22 protein-coding genes are annotated in these 24,635 nt (G+C 36.9%); 9 read left to right on the plus strand and 13 right to left on the minus strand.

Features of this window, described 5'->3' with window-relative positions:
- Positions 1-50: 50 nt before the first annotated feature.
- Positions 51-2,405 carry a TonB-dependent receptor gene (locus WAA15_RS01475; RefSeq protein WP_337040593.1) on the minus strand — a complete coding sequence of 785 codons (2,355 nt, stop codon included), beginning with the start codon at positions 2,403-2,405 and terminating at the stop codon, positions 51-53.
- A gap of 95 nt (positions 2,406-2,500) precedes the next feature.
- Here WAA15_RS01475 and WAA15_RS01480 point away from each other — a divergent pair, with 95 nt between their 5' ends.
- Positions 2,501-3,145 (plus strand): hypothetical protein, encoded by a 645-nt coding sequence (locus tag WAA15_RS01480; RefSeq protein WP_337040594.1) that lies wholly within the window; start codon positions 2,501-2,503, stop codon positions 3,143-3,145.
- Here the strand turns inward: WAA15_RS01480 and WAA15_RS01485 are convergent.
- Positions 3,142-3,858 (minus strand): head GIN domain-containing protein, encoded by a 717-nt coding sequence (locus WAA15_RS01485; RefSeq protein ID WP_337040595.1) that lies wholly within the window; start codon positions 3,856-3,858, stop codon positions 3,142-3,144. The two genes, WAA15_RS01480 and WAA15_RS01485, sit on opposite strands and share 4 nt — an antisense overlap.
- Positions 3,859-4,095: 237 nt before the next feature.
- Here WAA15_RS01485 and WAA15_RS01490 point away from each other — a divergent pair, with 237 nt between their 5' ends.
- From WAA15_RS01490 to WAA15_RS01500, 3 genes are all read left to right on the plus strand, one after another.
- Positions 4,096-4,698 carry an RNA polymerase sigma-70 factor gene (locus WAA15_RS01490; protein WP_337040596.1) on the plus strand — a complete coding sequence of 201 codons (603 nt, stop codon included), beginning with the start codon at positions 4,096-4,098 and terminating at the stop codon, positions 4,696-4,698.
- 26 nt (positions 4,699-4,724) lie between these two features.
- Positions 4,725-5,732, plus strand: coding sequence for a FecR family protein (locus WAA15_RS01495; RefSeq protein WP_337040597.1), 1,008 nt, complete (start codon positions 4,725-4,727; stop codon positions 5,730-5,732).
- A 105-nt stretch (positions 5,733-5,837) separates the two neighbouring features.
- Positions 5,838-7,766 carry an STN and carboxypeptidase regulatory-like domain-containing protein gene (locus WAA15_RS01500; RefSeq protein WP_337040598.1) on the plus strand — a complete coding sequence of 643 codons (1,929 nt, stop codon included), beginning with the start codon at positions 5,838-5,840 and terminating at the stop codon, positions 7,764-7,766.
- Positions 7,767-7,801: 35 nt separating this feature from the next.
- On the opposite strand, the gene WAA15_RS01505 is transcribed toward WAA15_RS01500, so the two are convergent.
- From WAA15_RS01505 to WAA15_RS01530, 6 genes are all read right to left on the minus strand, one after another.
- Positions 7,802-8,584, minus strand: coding sequence for a DUF3575 domain-containing protein (locus WAA15_RS01505; RefSeq protein WP_337040599.1), 783 nt, complete (start codon positions 8,582-8,584; stop codon positions 7,802-7,804).
- A 48-nt stretch (positions 8,585-8,632) separates the two neighbouring features.
- Entirely contained in the window at positions 8,633-8,851 is a 219-nt protein-coding gene (locus WAA15_RS01510; RefSeq protein WP_337040600.1) for a hypothetical protein, read from the minus strand.
- Between the two features lie 56 nt (positions 8,852-8,907).
- A complete protein-coding gene (locus tag WAA15_RS01515; RefSeq protein WP_337040601.1) occupies positions 8,908-10,893 on the minus strand; it encodes an SGNH/GDSL hydrolase family protein in 1,986 nt (661 codons plus the stop codon).
- Positions 10,894-10,928: 35 nt separating this feature from the next.
- The gene (locus WAA15_RS01520; RefSeq protein ID WP_337040602.1) at positions 10,929-12,542 is read right to left on the minus strand and encodes a Na+/H+ antiporter; all 1,614 of its coding nucleotides are present in this window, start codon (positions 12,540-12,542) and stop codon (positions 10,929-10,931) included.
- 176 nt (positions 12,543-12,718) lie between these two features.
- On the minus strand, positions 12,719-13,843 hold the full coding sequence (gene hemW, locus WAA15_RS01525) for a radical SAM family heme chaperone HemW (RefSeq protein ID WP_337040604.1): 1,125 nt from the start codon (positions 13,841-13,843) through the stop codon (positions 12,719-12,721).
- Positions 13,844-13,883: 40 nt separating this feature from the next.
- Complete coding sequence (locus WAA15_RS01530) at positions 13,884-14,660, minus strand: class I SAM-dependent methyltransferase (RefSeq protein ID WP_337040605.1); 777 nt, start codon at positions 14,658-14,660, stop codon at positions 13,884-13,886.
- Between the two features lie 200 nt (positions 14,661-14,860).
- On the opposite strand from WAA15_RS01530, the gene WAA15_RS01535 reads away from it, so the two are divergent.
- Positions 14,861-15,229 carry a hypothetical protein gene (locus WAA15_RS01535; RefSeq protein WP_337040606.1) on the plus strand — a complete coding sequence of 123 codons (369 nt, stop codon included), beginning with the start codon at positions 14,861-14,863 and terminating at the stop codon, positions 15,227-15,229.
- A 64-nt stretch (positions 15,230-15,293) separates the two neighbouring features.
- Here WAA15_RS01535 and WAA15_RS01540 read toward each other — a convergent pair whose 3' ends face one another.
- Positions 15,294-16,388, minus strand: coding sequence for a chorismate mutase (locus WAA15_RS01540; RefSeq protein ID WP_337040607.1), 1,095 nt, complete (start codon positions 16,386-16,388; stop codon positions 15,294-15,296).
- Between the two features lie 259 nt (positions 16,389-16,647).
- On the opposite strand from WAA15_RS01540, the gene WAA15_RS01545 reads away from it, so the two are divergent.
- From WAA15_RS01545 to WAA15_RS01555, 3 genes are all read left to right on the plus strand, one after another.
- The gene (locus WAA15_RS01545) at positions 16,648-17,850 is read left to right on the plus strand and encodes a proline dehydrogenase family protein (protein ID WP_337040608.1); all 1,203 of its coding nucleotides are present in this window, start codon (positions 16,648-16,650) and stop codon (positions 17,848-17,850) included.
- 114 nt (positions 17,851-17,964) lie between these two features.
- The gene (locus tag WAA15_RS01550; RefSeq protein WP_337040609.1) at positions 17,965-18,744 is read left to right on the plus strand and encodes a lipoprotein signal peptidase; all 780 of its coding nucleotides are present in this window, start codon (positions 17,965-17,967) and stop codon (positions 18,742-18,744) included.
- A gap of 404 nt (positions 18,745-19,148) precedes the next feature.
- Positions 19,149-19,886 carry a hypothetical protein gene (locus tag WAA15_RS01555; RefSeq protein WP_337040610.1) on the plus strand — a complete coding sequence of 246 codons (738 nt, stop codon included), beginning with the start codon at positions 19,149-19,151 and terminating at the stop codon, positions 19,884-19,886.
- 28 nt (positions 19,887-19,914) lie between these two features.
- On the opposite strand, the gene WAA15_RS01560 is transcribed toward WAA15_RS01555, so the two are convergent.
- The 3 genes from WAA15_RS01560 to WAA15_RS01570 all read right to left on the minus strand — a co-directional run bounded on the left by WAA15_RS01560 (position 19,915) and on the right by WAA15_RS01570 (position 22,454).
- Complete coding sequence (locus WAA15_RS01560) at positions 19,915-20,625, minus strand: LysM peptidoglycan-binding domain-containing protein (protein WP_337040612.1); 711 nt, start codon at positions 20,623-20,625, stop codon at positions 19,915-19,917.
- A 142-nt stretch (positions 20,626-20,767) separates the two neighbouring features.
- On the minus strand, positions 20,768-21,253 hold the full coding sequence (purE, locus tag WAA15_RS01565; protein WP_337040613.1) for a 5-(carboxyamino)imidazole ribonucleotide mutase: 486 nt from the start codon (positions 21,251-21,253) through the stop codon (positions 20,768-20,770).
- 55 nt (positions 21,254-21,308) lie between these two features.
- Complete coding sequence (locus WAA15_RS01570) at positions 21,309-22,454, minus strand: 5-(carboxyamino)imidazole ribonucleotide synthase (protein ID WP_337040614.1); 1,146 nt, start codon at positions 22,452-22,454, stop codon at positions 21,309-21,311.
- Positions 22,455-22,689: 235 nt separating this feature from the next.
- On the opposite strand from WAA15_RS01570, the gene WAA15_RS01575 reads away from it, so the two are divergent.
- Positions 22,690-23,886 (plus strand): WG repeat-containing protein, encoded by a 1,197-nt coding sequence (locus WAA15_RS01575; RefSeq protein WP_337040615.1) that lies wholly within the window; start codon positions 22,690-22,692, stop codon positions 23,884-23,886.
- On the opposite strand, the gene WAA15_RS01580 is transcribed toward WAA15_RS01575, so the two are convergent.
- Positions 23,887-24,339 (minus strand): META domain-containing protein, encoded by a 453-nt coding sequence (locus WAA15_RS01580; RefSeq protein WP_337040617.1) that lies wholly within the window; start codon positions 24,337-24,339, stop codon positions 23,887-23,889.
- Positions 24,340-24,635: the final 296 nt, after the last annotated feature.

Consider the following 24,635-nt stretch of genomic DNA (forward strand, 5'->3'; position numbering starts at 1 on the left):
GATTTGTACTAAATAGCTACTTGCCCAAAAGGCTACTATCTATCAATTCATCAAAACTCCCATCGATAACTTAAAATAGGAATTAAGCCTAATTGATATTGTTTTACTATTTTTTTCTGTAAAATATCATAATAGCTATAAGCTGTATTTTGATAATTGGCTATGTTCTGAATATCAAGAGCTAATGTACGAGAATACTTTTGTTTAGATTTTTTCAGATAAATACGGAAATCCGGTCTGAAATAATCAGGTTGTTTAACAGTAAAAGCCTCGGTAACTTTGTAAACTGCGTGTCCGCTCGCTTGGGATGCCTTTTCATCGATCGGGGTTTCATAGAATCCTCCTAACCATATTAATCTTATGCTTGTTCCTAACATTCGGCCTTTGCTCCGTGTCCATTCTTTACCCATAGTCAGGTTAAAAATATGCTTGCCATTATAACGGGTATTTCTTTTAATGCCATCGCCACCAACATAAGTAGAATTATAATAAGTGCCATTTACCAACGCATAAAAACCATTGGTCAGGTATTGCTGATACGTAAGTTCAATACCATAATTTTGGCCTGTACCTTTGTTTTGAAGGGCCTCATCAATAAAATCTTCGACCATATTTAATGTCGAGAAACCAGGGTCAATCCGTTGGGTTACTAAAGGCGAAGCCGTAATAACAGGTACATTGAATATTTTCTGATAATAAAGCTCCGTTTTCAGATATGAGCCTTTTTTGAAAAAATACTGATGGCTTAAAACATAATGATGTGCTTTGGTAAATTTTAGTAAAGCATTTGGTGTATTCTGTGTGAGGCTACTGTAAGCAAAATAAACCTGTGGCAATTGCATCTGGCTATGTAGCCCGTAAGCAAAACCCAGTGTCTGGTTTTCAGTTAACTGATATCCGACTGAAAGCCGTGGCTCGAGTGACTGCGACTTATTAACTGTATAGTTTAAATAATGAAGACCAATATTGGTTGTTAATTTCGGGATTGGTTTAAATTGCCAGTTAATGTAAGGTTGGGTAATTATGCCACGCCCTTCACCGCGAGCCGATTTATCGTTTGAAAGAGAGTAAACTTTATCGTACTGGTGTGTAATAAAAGCACCTATTTTTAGCAGATTACGGGCATTTATTTTATAGCTTAAAGAACTGGTAAGCGATATCCTGCTTTTTGTAAGACTATCAGACTGCACCAGATAAGGCTGAAAATTACTTTTACTTAAAACATATCCCATACGTTCACTTTCTAGTCCTGAGCCTACTAATACAGTTCTCCATAATACTTTACTTCCAATATTCATGGTATGAGTAGCTCCTAAGGCACCCATTTTGTTTTTATAATTAATATCGAATCCGTCTTTCTGCACTTCCCATTGTGTGGTGTCACGCGCACCAGCAAAAATATTGCTACTTGTGCCAGCCATACCAAATACTGTAAAAGAGCCTGATTTCTTGGTCGGTAAAGAAACATTGAACGAAAAATCCTGAAAAGTAATATCTTCACCGCCAAAAGTAACACCTAAAAGACCTAATAGGCCTGTAAAAGAATAACGATAGTTAACCAGATAACTACCATTTTTTTTGCTGTTATTCAATGGCCCTTCGGCAGCAAGGTCTAAGCCAATTAAGCCAGCCTGTGCCGTAAACTCGTGTTGTTGGTTATTGCCTTTTCTTAAACGCATATCCATCACACCCGACAGCGCATTGCCATATTCTGCCGGAAAAGCACCCGTCAGGAAGTTCATGTTGCCCAATAACTGTGCTGATAGAATATTAACACCACCCGAGTTTTGAGTAGGGCGGTCGCTGAAAGTTCCTGCATTGCTCAAATGGTTTGGATTAACGATTTCAACCCCTTCAAGGCGCCATTGCATACTATTAGGAGAATTACCACGAATTACCATGCCATTTGCCTGATCGTTTGAATTAGCTATACCAGCATAAGCCGAAGCTAAGCGGGCGGGGTCGAGATAAGTACCCGGATACCGGAAAATTTGTTCGGTAGTTATTGAATGGATACTAGTGATAGCTCCCGTCAGGTTATTGGACGGAGCTTTTACAATAGCTTCACCTAGTTGCCTTGTTGTTTCGCGCAACCGTAGTTCGAGAACTACCTCCTTACCCGATTCAACAAGAATTTCTGAAATAGTTTGTGTTTCGTAGCCTATCGAACTAACTTGTAATTGGTAGCGGCCCACTGGTATTTTTTCAAGACGAAAATTACCGCTTTCGTCGGTTTGGGTGCCAAAGCTAGTGTTTTTTAAAACGAGGTTTACGCCTGTTAGTGGTTTTTCATTATCATTATCGACTACTCTGCCACGAATAGTCTGCGTATTTTGTGCATAAAGGCTTACACAGAAAAAAAATATTAGTATTAAAAAGGTAAATTTTTTGTACATTTCTTTCATGAAAAGGATTTAATTCAGTGGCCTAAGGTTTGTTTCACAATTGTGAAACATTTTTGAATAACAAAAGTTTATAAGTAAAAATTAAAATTGCAACCATGATTTTAAGCAACTTTGAAGTAAAGTTCTTTCAGCAGCTAGAGGCTTTTTTCAAAGAATATAGCTTTGGTTTGCTTATTGAACAAAAACAGTTTCGCAAAGCTACACAAAACGGATTTCAGAATGTAATTTTTTCTATAACAGAAGCACAAAAAGAATACTGGATTGAAGTAAATTTCGGAATACGTGACGAGTTTATTGAGCAACTGGCGCAGCAATTTCTGCATACATTTAATGTACGGGGTAATCGTTCTTCTGCCAATACATTAGTAATTAGCTTTGGTAAATTTCAGAACCTTAAATATTTTCGTTTCAGAATTACAGATGATGAAAGCCTGCATATAACATTAGAAGAAATCAGACAGTTTTTTAAACAATGGGGATTTAATTTCTTGGAAGAGGCCGCATCGCTCCATAAAATAGACGACTTATTGAACGATATGCCCGCTAAGCCTTGTCGTTACCTTTATAATCAGATACACCGATGTTTTAAAGGAGTAATTGCCGCAAAACTAACTGATAATAACAGTTTTACGACAATTACTAACATCTACCGAAATTTTTTGCTGAAAAATGCCAATGACGAAGAACTACTAAACTTTGAAAGGCTCATTAGTTTTCTGCATTTTTATAACCCTAATTAATCTTTTTCAACTTTGCTACTGCCAGAAGTGCTAGCTTTTACTTCTGGATTGCCGCGGTATTCCACTTTACTTGCACCACTGGCTCTAACACTTAGTTTTTCAAGAACATTTACACGCCCTGTGCTGGCTCCCGAAATCTCAAATGTGGCTTTTTTAACAGGTGCATCAAAGGCGTTCAGTACCGAAGCACCTGATAAATCGGCTATTATTTCTTGCCCACTGCCCTGTATGCTTAGCTCCGAAGCTCCCGAAAGGTCAACTTTATACACCTGAGCTTTTGTAAACAAGGTTGCTCTTGATGCCCCTGAAAGGTCAACTTCTAGTTCATCAAGATTATTGAAACCATCAATAGTAGCCGTAGAAGCTCCTGAAAAATCTACCTCTTTAAGGGTAGGCATTTCAATCTCAATTTCCATTCGGTAACGTCTCAGCCGCCATTTCGAATAATAGATTTTAAGCTCACCATTTTCTTTTCTTACAATTAAATCGTTGATATCGCGGCTTTCGCCTTTGGCTTCTACCTTGAAATCAGACCCATGTTTAACCGTTACATGAAAGGCATTGCCCATTTCCAGCTTGTCGAAATTCTTTATGTCAAAGTTTTTCTCATCGGGGTTTCTTGGTTCAACGCTTTGTTGTAAAATCTCACACGAGCTTAAACCCATTGCAAGAAGCGAAACTGTCAGTAAGACAGTAAATTTTAGTTTTTTCATAATTAAAAATTTTTGTATTTATTCTCCTGACAAATAAAATCAACAATACCCCCATAGCCGATTCAGGAATTTTTCTGATTTCTAGAAGATTTTAGAAACAATATGTAAAAATTATTTTTATAATGCTTAGGGGAAAAGCCTGGGTCGATTGTCCTATTAAAAACCCGTTTATCATATATAATCATAGTATTTTAAAGAGAATAAACTATGTTTGCATAAACATTCATATTTTATTTAGTGCAATTATCGGAGCAGGACATAGCTAGTGCAATCAGACAAGGTAATGAACGTATTTTTGAAATGGTTTTTCGGAAATACTATCAGAGCCTATGCACCTATGCCAATTCGATGCTTAAAGAAATAGACGAAGCCGAAGAAATAGTGCAAAACCTTTTTCTGGGAATTTGGGAGAAAAGAAATGATTTTGAAATTACTATATCGTTGAAATCTTACTTGTACAGAGCAGTTCATAACCATTGTCTGAATCGGATTAAGCACCTGAAAGTCAGAGAGGAACATCAGCAATATGCAACTGTGTACTACGACAATGCTTATGAGTCGGTTAGCCAGTCGGTTATAAAAAACGAATTGGAGCGCAAAATAGAAGAAGCTATCGAAAAATTACCTGAGCAATGCCGGTTAATTTTTAAGTTAAGCCGCTGGGAAGAACTAAAGTATCATGAAATTGCCGAACAGTTAGGGTTATCGCCTAAAACTGTTGAAAATCAGATAGGAAAAGCACTAAAATTTTTACGAGTTGAGCTGGCCGAATATTTACCTGTTTTACTTTTATTGGTTGATTCTTACTTACGTTTTAATATTACATACTACTACATTTAAAAACAAGCCGAAACTGTTTATATAACTTGAATACAAACCATTCAGATAATAACGAAGACCTTCTAGGCAAATATCTGGCGCAAGAAACCAATGCGCAAGAAAATGCTTTGGTTGAAAAATGGTTGACTGAAGATAAAAATAACCAGAAAGAACTGGATGATTATACTTTTATCTGGAATCAGGTAGGGAATATTGAACAGCAAAATTCACAAACTGTAAATGTAGATGCCGCGTGGGAGAAAGTAAAAAGTAAAATGAGTGGTGCAACAGAAGCAAAGGTTGTAAGGCTTGTTCCTGCCCGACGAAGTATATTTACCCCCATAAGTATTGCAGCTAGTGTAACTGTTTTGCTGGCTATTGGTTTTCTTACATATTTCTTGAGACACAAAGAACCCGAAATTATTTCGCTCAAAACAGGTCAGACTACCTTACAAAAAACATTGCCTGATGGCTCGGTAGTGTTTCTTAATACTAATACTACTTTAACATATCCTGTTGATTTTGAAGGTGATACCAGAGAAATAAATTTGACAGGAGAAGCATTCTTTGATGTGCATCGCAACGAAGCTAAGCCCTTCGTTATTCATGCTAATGGGTCTGATATACAAGTACTAGGTACTTCATTTAATGTAAAGGCTTATAATAAAAACGTACAGGTAAGTGTCGAAAGCGGAAAAGTACAATTTAGTAAGGCTACCAAACAGGCCATTTTAACGAAAGGTGAACAAGCCGAATTTGAAGCAGAAACCGACACCATCAAGAAAATGCAGGTAGTTGATAAAAATGCTTTTGCTTACAAAACAAAAGTTTTTGTTTTTGAAAATTCAAGTCTTGAACATATCGCAAAAGTCTTGGCAGACGGATACCACGCTGATATATCGTTAAACAACAGCCAGATTAAATCTTGTAGGCTAACAACAAGGTTTGACAATGAAACGCTTCCTAATGCCCTGAATATTATTGCAGAAACCCTGAACCTGACAGTAACTGCCAAAGGAGAAAAATATATTTTAGATGGTGAAGGTTGCAAATAAAATACTAGTATCTGTTCAGGTAAGCCGCAAAATTAAAATATAAAAAATCATCAATTGAATAGGGGGGGCGGTGCGCTTGGATGTCATAGCTACAAAAAAAGATTTATGAAGAAGCTATTAGCATTTATTTTTTTATTACAATTCTCCCAATTATTTGCTCAGAATACGCCACCATTAGAAAGAATTATTTCTATAAAAATCACCAATGAAAGGCTCGACAATGCACTTAAAGCAATTGGCAATTCAGGTAGCTTTAGTTTTTCGTATAACCCCGACGACATAGATATTAATAAGAAAGTGTCTGTTAGCTTACAAAATCAGCCAGTAAGAGAGGCTCTAACCATCATTTTCGGAAATACAGTTACCTTTAAAAGTAGGGGAAATTATGTTATTCTGAAAAAGAATGATGAAGAACAGAAAAAAGATTTTTTCGTGATGGGCTACGTTTCAGACGGGGAAACGGGCTTAAAAATTGAAAAGGCCAGCGTATATGAGCCTGTTACGCTTGCCTCGGCCGTCACAAATCAGTATGGTTACTATCGGTTAAAAATTCCTACAACGCTTTCAAATGTTAATATTCAGGTAAGAAAACAAAACTACCATTCAACCGAAGCACTTGTAAAGGGCAAACAGAATATAACTCTGAATCTTACCATTATTCCAGTAAAACCTTTACAGATTTCAAACAAAACGTTAACTCCTATTGCCATCAAAACAGATACTCTTCCTGCAAAAAAACTGGATAGCATTCCGCCATTTCAGAATAAACCGATAGAAATAGCAAAAGATACCGTATCTGTTACCAAGAAAAAACTTGATTATCAGAATTATTGGGATGAAACAAAAGAGATTCTACTGGATACACATCGACAAATAACTGACTGGTTTATTAATACCAGACAGAAAATACATCTAAATAATATTGAAGATACGCTTTATCGGCCTTTTCAAATTTCGCTTACGCCTTTTGTCGGTACAAATCATTACCTGAGTGGCAATGTTATTAACGACTATTCGGTTAACATTCTTGCAGGGTACTCTTTAGGGGTAAGAAAATTAGAAGTGGGTGGATTCATGAACATTGTGAGAGGAAATGTATCGGGTATTCAGGCTGCCGGTTTTGCCAATTTGGTAGGGGAGCACGTGAGGGGTGTTCAAGGGGCTGGTTTTGTTAACGTGGTTGGGAAGAATACTTACGGAATACAAGCCTCTGGCTTCGGTAACTTGGTTTTCGGTAATTTTACTGGCATACAGGCTTCGGGCTTTGCCAATGCTGTTTTGCATAGTTCCAAATATATTGTGCAGGCTTCTGGATTTGGTAATTTAATACTGAATAACGGAAGCGGGATTCAGGCAACAGGATTTGTAAATTTGGTTGGTAAAGATTTTCGTGGGATTCAGGCTTCTGGATTCTTAAATTATGTGGGTGAAGATTTTACTGGTGTGCAGGCAGGAGTGATAAATATTGCTGATAATGTTAATAAGGGTTTGCAAATAGGTGTTCTTAACTTTGCTGATAGGTCGAATGCTATTCCTATCGGGGTAGCTAGTTTTGTCAGAAAAGGTGGATATAAACGTTTGGAACTTAGTACAGATGAAGTAAATAGTGCCAACCTAACGTTTAAAACCGGAGTTAAAAGATTTTATAATGTTTTCACGGCAGGCTTTAATTATAATCCTGTTAACAAACCACTATTTAGTTTTGGCTATGGTTTGGGTACTGCTTGGAGGCTAAACCGTACATTCTGGCTAAATTTTGATGTGGTTAGCCATCATTTACAGAATGATGTAAACACATGGGAGCTTAATCAGTTAACCAGAGGTAGTTTAGGGCTGGAAGTGCATCTTTCGCCAAGAATTGCTTTATTTGTAGCACCAACTGTTAATTTTCATGCAACGCAAGAGACAGAAATGAATCTGGGGAAATTAAGTAAATTCAGGTTTTACGAACATCAGGGCAGATACTTTGGAGAACGTGCCTTGCTATCAGCTTGGTGGGGGTATCAGGGAGGTATCAGAATTTGCAGCCGATAATAAAAATGGCCTTGTAATTTACAAGGCCATTTTTATTAAAACTTATAACCGATATTAAAGCCAAATCCACGTAAGTTAAGATATTTAAGATTTTGGGCATTATCAATCCTTACTCCTTGTTTGTCAACTTCTAAAGACAAATATTGCTCGTTAATTTTAAAAGTATCAATAATTTTCCCTTTTAACCGACTAATAAATTCGTCATCATAGCCTTCAAGATTTTGATTAGACTCACCATGAACAGTTACTTTTCCATAATGACCACCAATAATGAACCAGTCAAAAGTAAAACGATTCCCTAAGCGAAATTGTCGACCAAGCATTAATCCACCGGAATAAATTTTAACTTGTGTATCAACAGGAAGCTCAACTCTGGCAGAAGCTCCTTTATATTCCATATCTACAAATACGGGAGCTTGTCCGAAATAATTGTTATACTTTCCAAAAAGAGCCAGATAAGTACCTATGGGTGCAGCCTTGTTTTTGCCAAAATAAAATCTTAGTTCAGGTGTTACATGAAATAAGCCAATGGTTGACTCTGCTTTTTTTACGTTAGCCAGACTAATGTAATCGATGCGTTTGTCAGCCGCATCGATATATTTTTCAATCTCTTTAGCGAAGGGGACAACTTTTACAGGCCGATAACCCACACCTAAAGCAAAGCTTACTCTTTTGCCTAATACTTTCTCGTACTGAACTGAGTATGCTCCTAGGGCTAGAGCTGAAAGATTTACCTTTAAAACGCTCGGTTTGGGTTCCTGAGCTAAACATAAAAATGAACAGCAAATATAAAAGAGTGTGATGGATGTTATTTTCACGTGATAATAGTTAATGGTTAATACGCATGCTGAATTTATTGAATAATGCTAATTCTGATTTTCCTCCTGCGCTGCCTGATAGAAAGATTTTATACTGGCTACTTCTTTTATCAGAAATGTTTGAAGTTGTTCGTTAAAATCTTTTTTATCTTCTTCTGACAAAGATGCATACAGGTCTTTAAGTTCCAGATTAATAGCAGCTTTTTCAGCTTCTGACGAAGCATTCATGGCTCTAACATGATATGATTTTAAGTTAAAATTTTTCATTTCTCAAATTAATTAAACTTATACTATAAACAAGATATTGGGTATTTAATTATATGTTATTTTAAATTAACGCTATTATTGGCAAGAAAATAGACAATCCGACAAGCATTGCCCTTGCTTTTCAGATTTTTACTGGCACTTATTTTTAAAGTAATCGTATGTTTTTTAGCTGTCAGGTCACTTGCAAAAAGTTTATACCAAGGCAGGTATAAAAAATGGCTCCATTGTGTATATAAATCCATTTTCTGATAAGGCCCTTTGTCGATACTATACAGAATTTCTCCAGTATCCGGCCCTGAAATAATACCTACACCAATAGCTGTACCAGTAAAATCTAACGATAAAGTTGAATTAGGCATGGTGGCCTCAAGTACAGGGCAATTAACAAAGCCTTCACGTGTGCCAATGCCGTCGGTAGGCTTCCATTGTTCAACCATTTGCCAGCCATTTTGCAGTTTTGCCTCCTTGATTGAAATATACCGACCAGCTTCAAAACTTTTGGCATCTAATGACTTAGGTAGTTGTTCTGCTGAAACAAATTTTGACTTTGATAAAAAGTTCTTATAAGTTTCATTCAGCAACAACTTAATACTTTGGTAGTAAAGTTCTTGCCCGTACGGAGAGGGATGTAAATCTTTAAAATCGTGTTCCCAGCTAAATTCTTTTGCACTTAGGCGGTCGGCTACTTCTTTAGCTAAGTTAATAGATGGCAGACCATAATGCGCTGCAACCTTTTCATGATTACTGATTTCGAGAGGAATTTTGCCTTGTTTGTAGTCAGATGTTTTGTCAGGGTCGGCAAACGACATAAGAACGATGTCCATAGCAGGATTAACTTTTTTGCCATGCCTCACAATACCTTCTAAGGCTTTTATCTGAGTAAGGCTATCGGTCTCGTTTGTGTGGTCATTTACAGCGGCTTCAACAAATAATAAATCGGGCGTTCCTTTACCTAAAACATCTTTCTCAAAACGGAAAGCATGTGGGAGGCTGCCTAAAGAAGGAATACCAGCTTTAATAAATATAAATTTTTTATGTGGAAAAAGCTCTTGTAAATAGTCACTTGTTTTGTTACGCCAACCTGTATTATGTGTAATAGAACCACCTAAAAAAGCAACAATAATGGTATCTTGTTGCTGAATAGCCTTGTAAAAATGATTTAAGCCACCTCTGAGTTGCACAAAGTTAGTTTTTGCAATTGGTTTACTGACTGGAACGCTTGCCTGTAAAACAAAGTTTGCCCACCATTCAGGGTGTTCAATAGGAAAGTGGTGTCCTTCCAAAGTTTGCGCTCCTCGGCTCATGGTATACACATAAGCAGGGCCACCAAGTTGCTGATATTTTTCAACAAGTGGAAAAGTGTTTTCGTCAGGCGGTACAAGTTTATCATTTAAACTAATAACGTGCAGCAAAGGAACTTTGTAAGCTGCTAAGCCTTCAAGGTGGTCAATGGGGTTATTGTCATAGGCAATGGCTTGTTCTTCAGAAAACCCATACACGTCTAAAAGCTGTTTCCATGCCTTTTCGTCTCTTTTACTTTTTCCTTTACCACCCGGCCAGCTTTTAAAATCACATACGGCTGCCTCTGTATAAATGCAACTTACCTTTTCAGGGTTTCGTTTAGCCCACCCATATACATATAATCCACCACGGCTTACGCCTTCTAATGCTAGCTTAGGAGCAAAAGATAAATCTTGAGTCAGATAATGGTAGAAGTCATCCCATTTTAGCATTGCCTGTGAGTCACCGAAACGGTCGTTGGTATTAATATAGGCCACGTAAAAGCCTTTTTGTAGCAAAAGGCTGTCCATAGTTGTGTGCCAGTCAGGGAAATGGGCACGCCACACCCACGGATTTCCCGCTAGTGCTTTTGGTGGCTTTACATAATAAGCCGGAGTACCATCTAGCAGGAAACTGATTTTCTCAAATCCGTGCCAGTTTTCAGATTTCTGCTCTGTTATTTTTTGTGCCAGAGTAGAAGTATTTATGAATAGAATATAAGTAAAAGTCAGGAAACGGGTTGTCAGGAGCCGAAATACCATAAAGTACTATATTGAAAAATGTTCAGAATCAAAAACTACGAATGACCGTTCCAAGTAATTTTAGCTTCGTCAAAGTCCAGTTGTAATTCCTGTTTACGAATTTCCTCGTCGCTAAAGGCAAATTCTTTCCTTATAGCATATAATTCTCTTCTTTGAGTAGCATAAAGTTCACGTAAAACAGCATTATATTGTTCGATTTCCTTTCTCTGACAAACCTGACATTCCATAGAATTCAGGCGTTGGTGGGTAATTGAAATATCACTTTCTATTTCATGTTTCAGAAAATTCAGTAGCTCGTTATTTTCTATTTCGCTTGCATACTTCTGATTCAATTGCTGTAAAGCGGCATTCATGATACGGAGTTTTATGCCTGCTTCCTGTTCTTCTTCTGAGGCAGCATGGTCAATTTCTTCTACCTTTAGCCATTTAACAATTAGGGGTAAAGTTAGCCCTTGAAATACCAATGTGACCAGAATTACAACAAAAGTGATAAATAAAATAAGGTTTCTGTGTGGAAATGGCTGCCCGTTATTTAAGTACAGAGGAATTGATAACGCCGATGCCAGCGAAATAACTCCACGCATACCTGCCCAACTGATAATAAGTGGATTCTTCCACCCGGGGTTTGGTTCATTGGTTCGGATACTTTTGAAAAGCCATCTTGGTACAAAAGCATTAGGGTAAACCCATAAAACACGAATAACAATAGTAATAATACTAATAACGAGTGCATACTTGATGGCATCCAGAATAGCATACCCTTCTAAGCCTCCGATAATGGTTGGAAGTTCCAGCCCAATAAGGATAAACACCAAGCCATTTAACACAAAAACGAGGGTATTCCAAACACCTATTGTTTGTAAGCGGGTAGAGCCATGTGTCAGGATTTCATGCGAGCGGTATGATAAAAACAAACCACCACTTACAACTGCCATAACTCCCGAAAAATGGAAATGCTCGGCAATTATATACATAAAATAAGGTGTCAGAAGCGTGAGGGCTGCGTCAATACTTGGGGTAGTTGGTAAAAACCGATGAATAACATAAGCTATGTGCGCAATAATAAGCCCCACAACAATACCCATAACAGTAACAATAAAGAAATCGCTTACAGCTTGTTCCATTGAAAACTGGCCTGTTACAAGTGCTGCTAATGCAAAACGAAATACTATTAAACTGGAAGCATCGTTAATCAGGCTTTCTCCTTCGAGTATTGTAGTTACACGTTTAGGTACCTTGATGCCTTTTAAAACTGATGAGGCCGCCACAGCATCGGGCGGAGAAATGATGCCTCCTAATAGAAAGCCTAATGCCAGTGTAAAACCCGGTATCATAGCTTTTGAGGCATAGGCTACAATAACAGAGGTACATATAACCAGACCAAATGCCAGCAGAGCAATAGGGCGTTTCCATTTCCAGAAGTCGTTCCAAGAGGTATACCAAGCAGCTTCATAAAGCAGTGGTGGTAAAAAAATAAGGAATATGAGTTCAGGGTCAATTTCTATATTAGGTATGCTAGGCACGAAGCTGATAAACAACCCCGCCAATACCAGAAAGATAGGTGAGGAAATCTTGAACTTCTGCCCAAGCATGACAAGCATGAAAACGACAAAAAGTAGCGATAAAACGAGTAATAAATTATGATGCATTTTGTAAAGGGTATTAATTAAGGAACACAGATTAATATAGAAAAGTTTTATCTACAAGTGTAGATATTTTATCTGTCTTAACTTAAGCTAGGGTTAGTATATCTTTAAACAAAGTTAAAAAAATAAGGAATAATAACAACTAATAGACTGATTTTAGGGTAGTTTCTTACTTTTGCCTATATGAGAAATAAATCGCTGGCTATGCGGTCGGCAAATAGTTTTCCTTTTTTGCTTAACAGAAGGGTTTCGTTGTGAATTTGTAAGAAACCTTGAGAAAGGTAGCGTTTCAATATATCCTTGTTAGATATATGCCATTTTGCTCCTACTAATTTTTCGATTTCGGTCAGGTTGCATCCCCATTTAGTGCGAAGCCCCGTCAGGATATAATCATTGAGTTTTTCTTCATTACTCAGCATCTCATAGTCGGCAGGTATCTGGCCTAAAAGTATAGATTTGATGTAAGCCGGATTATTGGCAACATTGTATTGACGAGAAAAACCATTATAAGAATGGGCAGATGGGCCTACTCCCAGATATTCGTGCCGTTGCCAGTATGAAGAATTATGACGGGAGTATTGGTTATTACGGCAGAAATTTGAAATTTCGTATTGTTCATAACCTGCCCCTTCGAGGGTATCTACTAAAATTTTAAACTGTTCAGAGGCAAAATCTTCATTAATAGGTGGAATTTTATTGATTTGTAGCCATTTCCCGAAAACAGTTTTTTCTTCTATCGTGAGGCAATACGACGAAATATGCGGTACGTTTAGCGACAGGGCTTTTTGTAAATCTTGCTCCCAAATATGATGGTTTTCATAAGGAATGGCATAAATCAGGTCAATGGTTATATTCTGAAAGCCCATATCCTGTGCTAGCTTCACACACGATTCAGCCTCTTGGGCATCATGAATACGGTTTAATTTTTTTAAATGGTCATTATTAAATGACTGAATACCAATGCTTAGCCGATTAAAATCGAACCTTTGTAAAATAGCTAAACGTTCTTTAGTTATATCGTCGGGGTTGGCTTCAAGTGTGATTTCAATATCGTCTGAAAAAGTATAATACTTTTTAATTGTTTCAAAAATATCGTACAATTCGTTGATGTTGAGTAGGGAAGGAGTTCCCCCTCCAAAATAAATAGTTTGTAGGCGTTTATCTGTGAGGTAATTGGCCTGTAACTCAATTTCTCTACAAATTGCTTCCACCACCGTACTTTTCATGGTAAGGTTGGTACTGAAGTGAAAGTCGCAGTAATGGCAAGCTCTACGGCAGAATGGTATATGAAGATATAAATGCACTAAAAGAAATAATCAGGCGATTGGTAAATCGCCCAATAAATTATTTTGTACCTACAAAAAAGAAGTCAATACATTTTTCTGGTTCATTCGACAGGTAATGGTCATCCCAGCGAATCTCAGCTGCTAGACCATCGGTTTTATCCATCAACTTATTGCGGTTAAACCTGTTTAGAATTTCATAAGGAACACGGAGCATCCATGCAGGCAGGCGGTGTTGTAAATCGAAAATATCGAAACGCATAATCCGACGAACAGATTGTTTATTCTGTTCGTAATAATCCCAGACTTTCTGGTTACCACCTACACCCATTGTTTCTACTTTAGAAAAGTATTTTTGCATAAGGCTACGAAGCTCATTTGTGTCATATTCACGTATATGCCACGGATTCCGGCTGAGCGAATAAGGTCTGTTTACCGTAGTCAGAAGAATTTTACCATTGGGTTTCAGTACACGGGCTGCTTCTGACAAAAACTTGTGGTCATCCTGAATATGTTCAATTACCTGAAAAGTAATAATAAAATCGAAAGTATTATCTTTAAATGCAGTCAGATGAGGTAAATCCGCAATGCTGAAAGTATGTTTCGGGTATCGGGCCTGTAATTGCGCAATCAGCGGTTCATTTTTATCAAGGCCAGTATAGTGGTCACATTTTTCAATAAGTGTTTCAACACCACGGCCCCAGCCGCAGCCTAGTTCTAACACATTGCCATGAATAATTTTAGCGGCTTCGGTATATGGAAAGTATAGTCGTTGATGTACGGGGTTATCCGACGGAATTTCGGCACTTGTAATTTCGGTTGTTGCGTATTTGCTCATAAGCGCTGCTAGTATCTGAAACCAAGCAAATAAAGTGATTGATTTCTACTATTTTAATCAATATTTAATGAGGTTCAATAACTTTTAGGTTATTTTTACAAAGTTACGGGAAATTTACGCCTTTATAAAATGATAGCCTTAGTTTATAAAATTTTCTATTCTACCAAGCGTTATTTTATTATCTAAACCATTCTGAAGGCATGAAAACAAGTTTATTGTTTGGTGTACTGCTGTTGATTGTTGTAAACACAAACGCACAGATTGGCATCAAGCGTGTGTATAACCCTTACTTATTTGCTTCTTTTAAAAAAAATGCTGGTTTCAGAAGCAATCAAATAGTATTTTCTGATAAGCGAGATACCATATTTTTGAAGAACTCGCCTCTTTTTTCGCAATATATATCTAAGAGAAAACCCAGCGGAGAAAATATCTTTGCCTATAATACCCTGGGTTTACCCCTTACTTATACAAGTAAGCGTTTTCTCTATGATATTGACCTAGAAAAAACCAAAAACCGAACTAAGATATTATTCTTCAAAATGAAAATGTGGCGTTATTTCAGAGAATAAAAAAGCGTCAGATTTAAGACCTGACGCTTTTTATTCTTCATTTCGTTAATATTCTTCAATCTGCTTAAGCAGTTTGTTGATTCATTACTTCTGTTTGTTTGCGAATAGATTCCATGTGAATCAGTTTGAACAACTCTTCAATCATTTCAGGATAAAGGTTGAGCTTTTTGCCTAATTCAGCACGGCTGCTATGAACTTGTTTCCAACGGTCAAGTTGAAGAACAGCTACGTTATTATCTCTTTTATATTCTCCAAGCTTTTCAACTACGGCCATACGAGCAGCTAAAACCTCCATTAGTTCGCGGTCGATATTGTCAATTTTCTGACGTAATCTGTCAAGTTCGCTTTGGAAATCTTCCCCGTAAGATGCCTTACGTACTTCCAGTTCGCGTAGCATTTCGCCTAAAGCCTCAGGAGTTAATTGTTGTGAAGCATCAGACCACGCATCGTCAGGATTACGATGTGACTCAATAATTAAGCCATCGTAGTTAAGGTCTAACGCACGTTGTGCTAATTCATATAAGTAAGCTCTTTTACCGGCCATGTGGCTTGGGTCGCCAATAATAGGTAATTGAGGGAATAAAGTTTTTAGCTCAACTGCAAGTTGCCACATAGGCGAGTTGCGGTATTTGGTTTCTTGCGCATTAGAAAACCCGCGGTGGATAGCGGCCATTTTTTTGATACCTGCACCTGCAATACGCTCAAATGCACCAACCCAAAGAGCAAGGTCTGGGTTAACAGGGTTTTTGATAAGCACAGGTACATCAACACCTTTCAGCGCATCGGCTAAATCCTGCACGTTGAATGGGTTAACTGTGGTTCTTGCACCAATCCAAAGAATATCAATACCATATTTTAAAGCCAATTCGATGTGTTGAGGTGTTGCTACTTCCACTGCAATTGGTAGACCTGTTTCTTTTTTTACAGCAGCTAACCATGGTAATGCTGCTTCGCCCATACCCTCAAAACTACCCGGACGCGTACGTGGTTTCCAAACACCGGCACGTATTACATGGGCATAACCTTCTTTGGCAATACGAGTTACGGTTTCAGTTACTTGTTCTTCAGTTTCGGCACTACACGGACCTGCAATAATTAAGGGTTTTCCATTTGTATCTATCCAACTATTAAGAGGAAGTACATCTAAATTTGCTTTCATTTCTTTCTTAAAATTTGTTTTGTCAATTTTTTCAATGCTTATAAATTTTATCAAATGTATTTACAATAGCTACCATCAATGAGCATTGGCACTGCAAGGTATTACCGAATTATTAATATTGTTTCATTAAATGTCTATTCTTTGGCGTATATTTGCAAACAATTTTAAGAAATAGACTGTTATTAATAATAATGTTTCTTAAAATAGTACAATTCATCATCAGAACTGAAAAAATTAAAAGAAACCAATATTTGAAATAATGAAAACGGCTATACAAAACCGCTCGTTAAATTTCGATGATACTTCAATTGCTTTTGCTCATCAGTCAAACAGTAAGCTGCGTAAAACTTATTTGATTTTTGCGTTGATGAATCAAAACTGGGTTGTAAAGATAGGAACATTTTTTATAAAACTCGCAATAAAATTAGGATTACCTATAAAATTGTTGATTAAAAATACCATATTTGCCCAATTTTGCGGAGGAGAAAGCATTGCCACTTGCCAAAAGACTATCGAGAGCTTGGCAAAAAGCAAAATTGGTACTATTCTGGACTATTCGGTAGAGGGTGAAGACAACGAAAAGGACTTTGAAGCAACCACAAATGAGGTACTGAAAACTATTGACAGGGCTGCTATTCAGCGTGAAGATATCCCTTTTTCGGTTTTTAAAGTGTCAGGTATAGGCTCGGTAGATCTTCTTGAAAAAGTACAAGAGTTTCCGAATACTTTGAGCGATACAGAGAAAGAAGCATTTGACCGCCTGCGCAATCGGGTAGATAAATTGTGTAGACATGCGGCTGAACAGAATGTAAGAATTTTTCTGGATGCTGAAGAGTCATGGATTCAGGATGTAATTGATGACTTGAGCTATGAAATGATGCGGAAGTATAATGTTAAAGATAAAACAATTGTATACAATACGTTTCAGCTTTATCGTTGGGAGAGCTTAGAACACCTCACAACGGCTTGTGACATTGCACGTCAGGAAGGATACAAAATAGGAGCTAAATTAGTGCGGGGAGCTTATATAGAAAAAGAGCGTCGCAGAGCGGCTGAACTAGAATATAAGGACCCTATTCATGCCAAAAAAGCAGATACTGATACTGATTTTAATAAAGCTATTCATTTTTCGATTGAAAATCTTGACGTTTTGTCAATTTGTTTGGGAACTCACAATGAAGAAAGCTGCCTATTATGTGCTGATTTAATGAAAGATAAAGGAGTAGCAATCAGCGACGAAAGAATATGGTTTGCTCAATTGCTGGGTATGAGCGATAACATATCATTTAATCTGGCTAATGCAGGGTATAACGTAGCCAAATACGTGCCTTATGGCCCTGTTGAGGCCGTGATGCCTTATCTTTTCCGTCGTGCCGAAGAAAATACTTCAATTGCCGGACAAAGCAGTCGTGAATTTCTTCTGATAAAAAAAGAAAGAAGCCGCAGGAAAAGCAACGCATAAGTTAAAGAAATATTTAATAAAATAATAAAGGTCATCGTTTTGTAGATGGCAAATGAATAATAAATTTTGAGGTATAATACCTTATCAGAGGTTTTGCATTAAACACTTTAATAAATGACTACCTATAGTGGCTCGTTGGAGGGGAAGTCTCCGTTTAAATTTCTACTTCTTACATTTTTGTTGATAGTGACGGATCAAGTCATTAAACTCTGGATGTTTTATGATGTAATTCCGAACTATTATGGCGAAATAGATTTAATTCCCGGTTTTTTCAAGTTACATTATGTTGAAAATAAAGGGATGGCCTTCGGAATGGAACTGGGAGGAATTTACGGAAAACTTATTCTTACTCTTTTCCGGCTTGGTGCAATGGTAGGTATTTGCTGGTATCTGGTTCATCTGGCCCGCCGAAATGCGCACAATGGTTTATTGTGGTCAATTGCGGCCGTATTAGGTGGTGCAATTGGCAATGTAATAGATAGTACTTTCTATGGTGTACTTTTAAAAAATGCACCACTTGATGCCCCTTCACCGTGGTTTCATGGGCAGGTAATTGATATGTTTTATGCTTATGGGCTAGATGGGAATTATCCAGACTGGATTCCGTTTATAGGTGGGCAATATAATACTACTCCTATATTCAACTTTGCCGATGCTTGTATTTTTTGTGGCGTTGTAAGTATCCTGATTTTCCAGAAAAGTTTCTTTATGCACGAAGAAAAAACAAGTAGTAGTATAGACAATCAGGAAATTGAAGGAGAAGAAAAAGCGTTTGGCGAAGAAAATACGTCATTAAAAGAAGATGAATTGCCAACCGTTTCAAATACTAATGAGAGCATTGAAGCAATAGCTAATGATAAAACAGACAAAGATTCAAAAGAAGAATCATTATAATTACTGTTAAAATTTATAAAAATATTATGGCACTTTTATCGAAGCAAAGTTATAGATGGATTATTGTTCTATCTTTTTTAGGAATTATTGTTTTACCCGGGCTGATGCCTTCACCAACATTTAGAAATACGATACTTATTTCACTAGGCTTGATTTGTTTAGTGTGTCAGTTTCTTAACCTGAGTGTTGTAGACCCGACAAGAAAAAGAAAAACAGATCTTATTCAGTCATGGGTTTTAATAGTTCTGACTATTGTGCTTCTTATTGTGAACTTTATGGTATAGTCAAGAAATTATTGAGGCGTTCATAAATAATTTAGAAGAAGAAAATAATTTCCTGACAGGCTACAACGCCGTTAAATGGGTTCATACAGTATTTCATTTTCTTAATTAAAGCTATTATTTATGAAAACACTTAATTATTGGCTTATTATTAGTACTATTTTCTTCAATTACCATGTTCTTGCTCAACAGGGTATAACTGGAAACTCGAGAAATACACCCCTTACTGGTCCGAAGATATTATCTGGTTTTGAAACACAAACCGCAGAATTGCCCGATGCCAGTTATCTGGATACCGAGTGGGCATTGGCTAAAGTTAAGTTTTATCCCAGAATTATAGGTACTTTAAAGGGAACAGTAAAACTCGACAGCCTTGATGATATTCAGATGCGGGTAGTGCTACAAGGTAATGATGTAGAATTTAAAACTTCCGAAGGTATAAAAGTGTTGTCTGGTTCTTTAATTCAGCAATTTTCAGCACAGAAAGCTAACCAGCCCATAAAAAATTACATTAGTGTATTTGAATTTCTTGATGAAACCGAAAAACTTAAATCAGGTTTTTTTGAGATTTTGGCTAATGGAAAACTAAAACTCCTTGAATATACCAGAATAATTATCAATAAATCTGATAATCCTAGCGGCTTTCACGTAGCTAGTAATAAAGATACTAAAATCATTAAAGAAAAGCTGTTGTATTTTGCTAGAGGAAAAGAAGTTATAATTTTGAATAGCAAAAAAGATTTGTACGTTGCAATGGGAGACCAAAAGCCAGCAATTGAAAAATTTATTAAGGAAAATAATTTAAATACAAAAAGCCACTCAGACCTTCTGAAAATTTTTGATTACTACAATAGTTTATAAAAAAAGAGGGCTTTTCGGCCCTCCAGATTTATTCTTTCTTTGCATACGGGATTACTAATTTTTCTCCCCTTTCAGCAAAATTCTTTGTCTTTTTATTAGCTTTCATAATCAGGTCTACTGGGACATCATATTTTTTGCCAACAACTCTTAATATATCACCAGGGCCAACCGTATGAATTGCTTTGATTCGAACCTTTAGTTTGGTAACTCCTACTTTAATGCCACTTTCTTCTATGTTAGGATTCATGGCTTTCAGGGTTTCTTTCTTTACATTGAAACGATTGGCAATACCAAAAAATGTTTCGCCGTCACCTACAACATGAGTATAGGTTTCTCCACCTGTCGGAATATCAACTTTTGGTTTTTCTTCTTTAGGTTTTTCCTCCTTCGGTTTTTCTTCCTTAGGCTTGGCCTCTTCTGGTTTAGAGCCAGCATCGTTCTTTTTGTCACCTACTTTAGGCACTGAAATATCTGGTAAGTTTTCAGAAGAACTTTCTTCTGATTCGTTAGACGCAGTTGTTTCGTCGGTGATTGGTTGTTTATTAATAGCATTCGCTGCTGAATCAGCAGGCACAGAAGTCAGATTATCGGCGGCCGATGTGTCGTCAGACATATATTTCCAACCGATATAAAGCAAGGCACAGATAATTCCCACCAGAACCAACAGCACGGCCATTGGTAAATTTCGTGAGGCTTCTTTGGGACGTTCATTACGTTGTTCGCGGTCTTCGAACTGCATGGTATTAGGAAATTTAGTTAATCTAATATATAGGAAAACAAGTTTTTTGGCCAGATACAATTAAATAGATGATATATTTACCATAAATATACAATCATTTTGTATGTAATAACAAAATGAAACCATACTTAATTGTATATACTTAAATACTTTTTTTCAATTCTTCGTTCATTTCCTCTACCAAGTCTTTCAAACCTTCACGGTAATTCCGTAATCTTTTGGCTACTTCTTCATCTCCTACACCTAATATCTGAGCCGCAAGAATGCCAGCATTTTTGGCACCATTTAATGCAACAGTTGCTACCGGAACACCAGAAGGCATCTGGAGGATAGACAGGATAGAGTCCCAGCCGTCGATAGAATTACTTGACTTAATCGGAATTCCAACAACAGGAAGAGTGGTACTTGAAGCCACCATACCCGGTAAGTGAGCCGCGCCACCTGCACCTGCCACAATTACTTTTAACCCACGCCGACGTGCCGAAAGTGCATAGTCAAACATTTTTTGTGGTGTACGGTGAGCCGATACAACTTCTTTTTCGTAAGGGATTTCTAATTCGTCTAAAATTTCTGCAACTCCTGCCATAACTTTCCAGTCAGAGAAACTGCCCATGATAATTCCAACCATTGCCTTTAATTTTATCTTCTTATAAGTATAGCGTGCATACAAGTAATAATAATGCTTATGCGTTTTTAGCTATAACTTTTAATTTATCTTTTACAAAAATGACTTTTTCTTTTAATTTTTCAAAATCCTGATCAATAATCGTGATATGCCCCATTTTCCTGAATGGTTTGGTTATTCGTTTTCCATAAAGAAACGGATGTACCCCCTCAATTGCAAGTACCTCATCCATACCCTGATAGATGACTTCGCCAGCGTAACCTTCTTCTCCTAGCAAATTAACCATTGCCGCTTTTGAATGCGCTCGAGTGCTACCCAAAGGTAAGTTTAGTATTGCACGCAAATGTTGCTCAAACTGCGAAACATCGTTAGCACGGATAGTCTGATGCCCACTATTGTGTGGCCTCGGTGCTACTTCATTAATTAAAATCTGTTGGTCTTTAGTTAAAAACATTTCAACTGCCAATAAACCCACAATACCTAAAGCATTGGCTGTTTGTATAGCTATTTCTTCTGCATTTTTTGCAATTTCGTTGCTTATATTAGCAGGAGCAAAAAGGTATTCGACAAGGTTAGCTTCTGGGTGAAATACCATTTCTACGACCGGAAAGGTTTGGGTTTCACCAGTTTCGTTTCTGGCAACAATTACAGCTAATTCTTTTTCAAAATCAATCTTTTTCTCGAGTACACCGGGCTGGTCGAATGCCTTTGGAAAATCGGCGGCAGTATTTAAAATTTGTACACCCTTGCCGTCATACCCGCCTTTGCCAAGTTTATGTACAGCGGGCAAAAAATCGGAGTGAGTACTTGTATCTGCCTGATTATCAGTAAGAATAAAGTCAGCAGTAGGGAGGTTTTTTTCTTTGTAAAACTGTTTTTGTACGCGTTTATCCTGAATAATACGCAGAACAGATGGTTGAGGAAACACAGCCTTACCTTGTTTTTCAAGAGCTTCCAAGGCTTCGATACTGACGTTCTCAATTTCAATAGTAATAATATCGCAGTCTTGACCGAAAGCCATAACTGTATCGAAGTCTTTCAGAGAGCCGTTTACAAACTCGTGAGAAATAAATTTGCAGGGAGCGTCACTATCAGGGTCAAGGGTTTTGATAGTCAAGTCAAAATCGATGGCTGCTTGAATGAGCATTCTACCTAATTGCCCACCACCAATTATACCAAGTTTTTTTCTGTTGTCGAATCGCACTAATGATATTTTTTTGCAAAGATACGTTAAGAAATGATAGTATCTGCAAGGTTCGTCCGATTTGGATGTGTTTTTTTGGCCTTAATTTATATAAATAATGTATCTGGCTGTGAAAAATATATCAATTGTCCTATTTAATGGAGTCACCAATAAAGTTTTTGATTGTTAATAGAACTCAACTCTCGTTCTTTGGCATAATGTTTGGTTGATTTATACGTATAAATATGCCATAAATATGAAGCCTAACAAAACTACTACAATTGTATTCAGTATTTTATCCTTACTTTTATTACATTCTTACGCTCAGGAAACAAAAAAATCTCCTTACATTTTTTCAAGTGAAACCATTGGCCTTTATTTCTTTGATGATATGGCAAGGGTGAACATAGGAGGGAAGTATGGTTTTATTGACCGTAAAGGCTTTTTGCAAATTCCTTGCCAATATGATATGGCATTGAATTTTGAAGATGGACTTGCCATTGTAAGACAAAAAGATAAATATAGTTTTATCCGCAAAAATGGTACTTTACTATCTTCGTTGGTTTTTGACAGTTGTGAACCTTTTTCTGAAGGCTATGCGCTAGTAAGTATTCATGGAAAATATGGTTTCATAGATAAAGAAGGAAAAATGGTTATAAACCCACAATATGATTTTGGAATGGGTTTCACCAACGGAAAAGCAATGGTAATTAAAAATGGTAAAAATGGTTATATCAATACAATCGGCGAACTAGTTATTGATTATAAATATGAATTTTCGTTGCCTTTTGCCGAGAACTACGCTGTTGTTATGAAAAATGGTAAATTCGGGTATATCGACCAAAACGGTAATGAAGTGATTGAATGTAAATACGATATTGCCAGTTCGTACCATGAAGGATTAGCCACTGTTAAAATAGGAGAACTTTCAGGGGTAATTAATCAGAAGGATAGTATGCTCATTAGCCCGATGTATCAGAATGTTGGCCCCTTTGAGAATGGAGTTGCTGTTGTAATGAAAGGAGATAAATATGGAGTTATTAATAAAGATGGGCAGGAGATTGTTCCGGCCCGTTATGATTTACTCGATGATTTTAAAGATAACATTGCGGCATTTAAAATAAATGGGAAATATGGTTTTATGAATAGCAATGGTAAAGAATTTATTCCGGCAATGTTCGATAAAGTAAGTGCTTTCGAAGAGGGGCTAGCTGCTGTAAGACAAAAAGAGAATCTTTATTATATTGACGTAAAAGGTAATATTGTTTATTCAAATAAATTTACTACCCAAGAGCTAGCTAATGGGCAAAAGCAGTTAGGTGCCGGCTATATTGATGGCAGAGAAAAAGCAAGCATTATTATAGATAATGCTAACCGTTCTAAAGTAGTACTATTATTTAGTAAAGACTATAAGTTTAACAAGGATAATGTACTGACTAATATTTCAGATTAGTTATTGTTTGATAATCTTTACCAAACGCATCACCACGGTGTCGCCAGCACTTAAAGTCAATGAGTTGTCGGCATTTACAGTATACGAGTCAACCTTTTTGAGAGATTCAACAAAGGTTGACTCCCCATCTCCCAGGCATGCCATTTTGGTCATGGCCATCGATTTATTAAAATTGATTCTACTACCATATACAACCAGCAAGCCACTAAAATTATTGCAACTAGTGTTACCTGCAAATTTGTTGTTACTCACATCAAAACTAATCATTGGTTTTTTGTCGGTATAAGCCACCCTTGCTCCCGGTATTTCTTCGAGTTGCCAGCTACCATTTAGTTTCATGGGTGCTAGCATAGGATCTGTTGTTTTCTGACCTGACGAAGTAGTAGTTTGTGTACTTACACATGACAAGGTGCAACAGGCCAGCACGCTCAAGATTATTATTGTTTTTCTCATAATAGGTGTTTAATTAAAAGTTTGGCTAAAATTATTCTTTGGTTTGAACGGCATATACGGTCATATATTATTTAACTTATGAATTAATTATTTGTTAGTATAGCACATTCAGAGCGTTTAGGATAGGAATAAAGTTTTTAAATTCCTGCGCAAGTAACTGAAAATTTTCAGGTTGAAATATACTACTACACATAGCCTGAAAACAATAGCCTGAGTGCAAGTTGTTTCACTAAGCTGGCATTATAGCTTGTAAACTGTAAACATTCTGTTTTAGCCTGATGCCATGCTATTGAATC

The sequence above is a fragment of the Emticicia sp. 17c genome (genome assembly GCF_037153985.1).
GTDB lineage: Bacteria > Bacteroidota > Bacteroidia > Cytophagales > Spirosomataceae > Emticicia.

Coding starts and splice junctions, on each gene's coding strand:
- WAA15_RS01545 (WP_337040608.1), top strand. CDS start 16,648: ATGAAAACGGCTATACAAAACCGCTCGTTAAATTTCGATGATACTTCA.
- WAA15_RS01475 (WP_337040593.1), bottom strand. CDS start 2,405: ATGAAAGAAATGTACAAAAAATTTACCTTTTTAATACTAATATTTTTT.
- WAA15_RS01560 (WP_337040612.1), bottom strand. CDS start 20,625: ATGCAGTTCGAAGACCGCGAACAACGTAATGAACGTCCCAAAGAAGCC.
- WAA15_RS01500 (WP_337040598.1), top strand. CDS start 5,838: ATGAAGAAGCTATTAGCATTTATTTTTTTATTACAATTCTCCCAATTA.
- WAA15_RS01540 (WP_337040607.1), bottom strand. CDS start 16,388: ATGAAAGCAAATTTAGATGTACTTCCTCTTAATAGTTGGATAGATACA.
- WAA15_RS01510 (WP_337040600.1), bottom strand. CDS start 8,851: ATGAAAAATTTTAACTTAAAATCATATCATGTTAGAGCCATGAATGCT.
- WAA15_RS01480 (WP_337040594.1), top strand. CDS start 2,501: ATGATTTTAAGCAACTTTGAAGTAAAGTTCTTTCAGCAGCTAGAGGCT.
- WAA15_RS01555 (WP_337040610.1), top strand. CDS start 19,149: ATGAAAACACTTAATTATTGGCTTATTATTAGTACTATTTTCTTCAAT.
- purE (WP_337040613.1), bottom strand. CDS start 21,253: ATGGTTGGAATTATCATGGGCAGTTTCTCTGACTGGAAAGTTATGGCA.
- WAA15_RS01530 (WP_337040605.1), bottom strand. CDS start 14,660: ATGAGCAAATACGCAACAACCGAAATTACAAGTGCCGAAATTCCGTCG.
- WAA15_RS01575 (WP_337040615.1), top strand. CDS start 22,690: ATGAAGCCTAACAAAACTACTACAATTGTATTCAGTATTTTATCCTTA.
- WAA15_RS01485 (WP_337040595.1), bottom strand. CDS start 3,858: ATGAAAAAACTAAAATTTACTGTCTTACTGACAGTTTCGCTTCTTGCA.
- WAA15_RS01580 (WP_337040617.1), bottom strand. CDS start 24,339: ATGAGAAAAACAATAATAATCTTGAGCGTGCTGGCCTGTTGCACCTTG.
- WAA15_RS01515 (WP_337040601.1), bottom strand. CDS start 10,893: ATGGTATTTCGGCTCCTGACAACCCGTTTCCTGACTTTTACTTATATT.
- WAA15_RS01550 (WP_337040609.1), top strand. CDS start 17,965: ATGACTACCTATAGTGGCTCGTTGGAGGGGAAGTCTCCGTTTAAATTT.
- WAA15_RS01520 (WP_337040602.1), bottom strand. CDS start 12,542: ATGCATCATAATTTATTACTCGTTTTATCGCTACTTTTTGTCGTTTTC.
- WAA15_RS01535 (WP_337040606.1), top strand. CDS start 14,861: ATGAAAACAAGTTTATTGTTTGGTGTACTGCTGTTGATTGTTGTAAAC.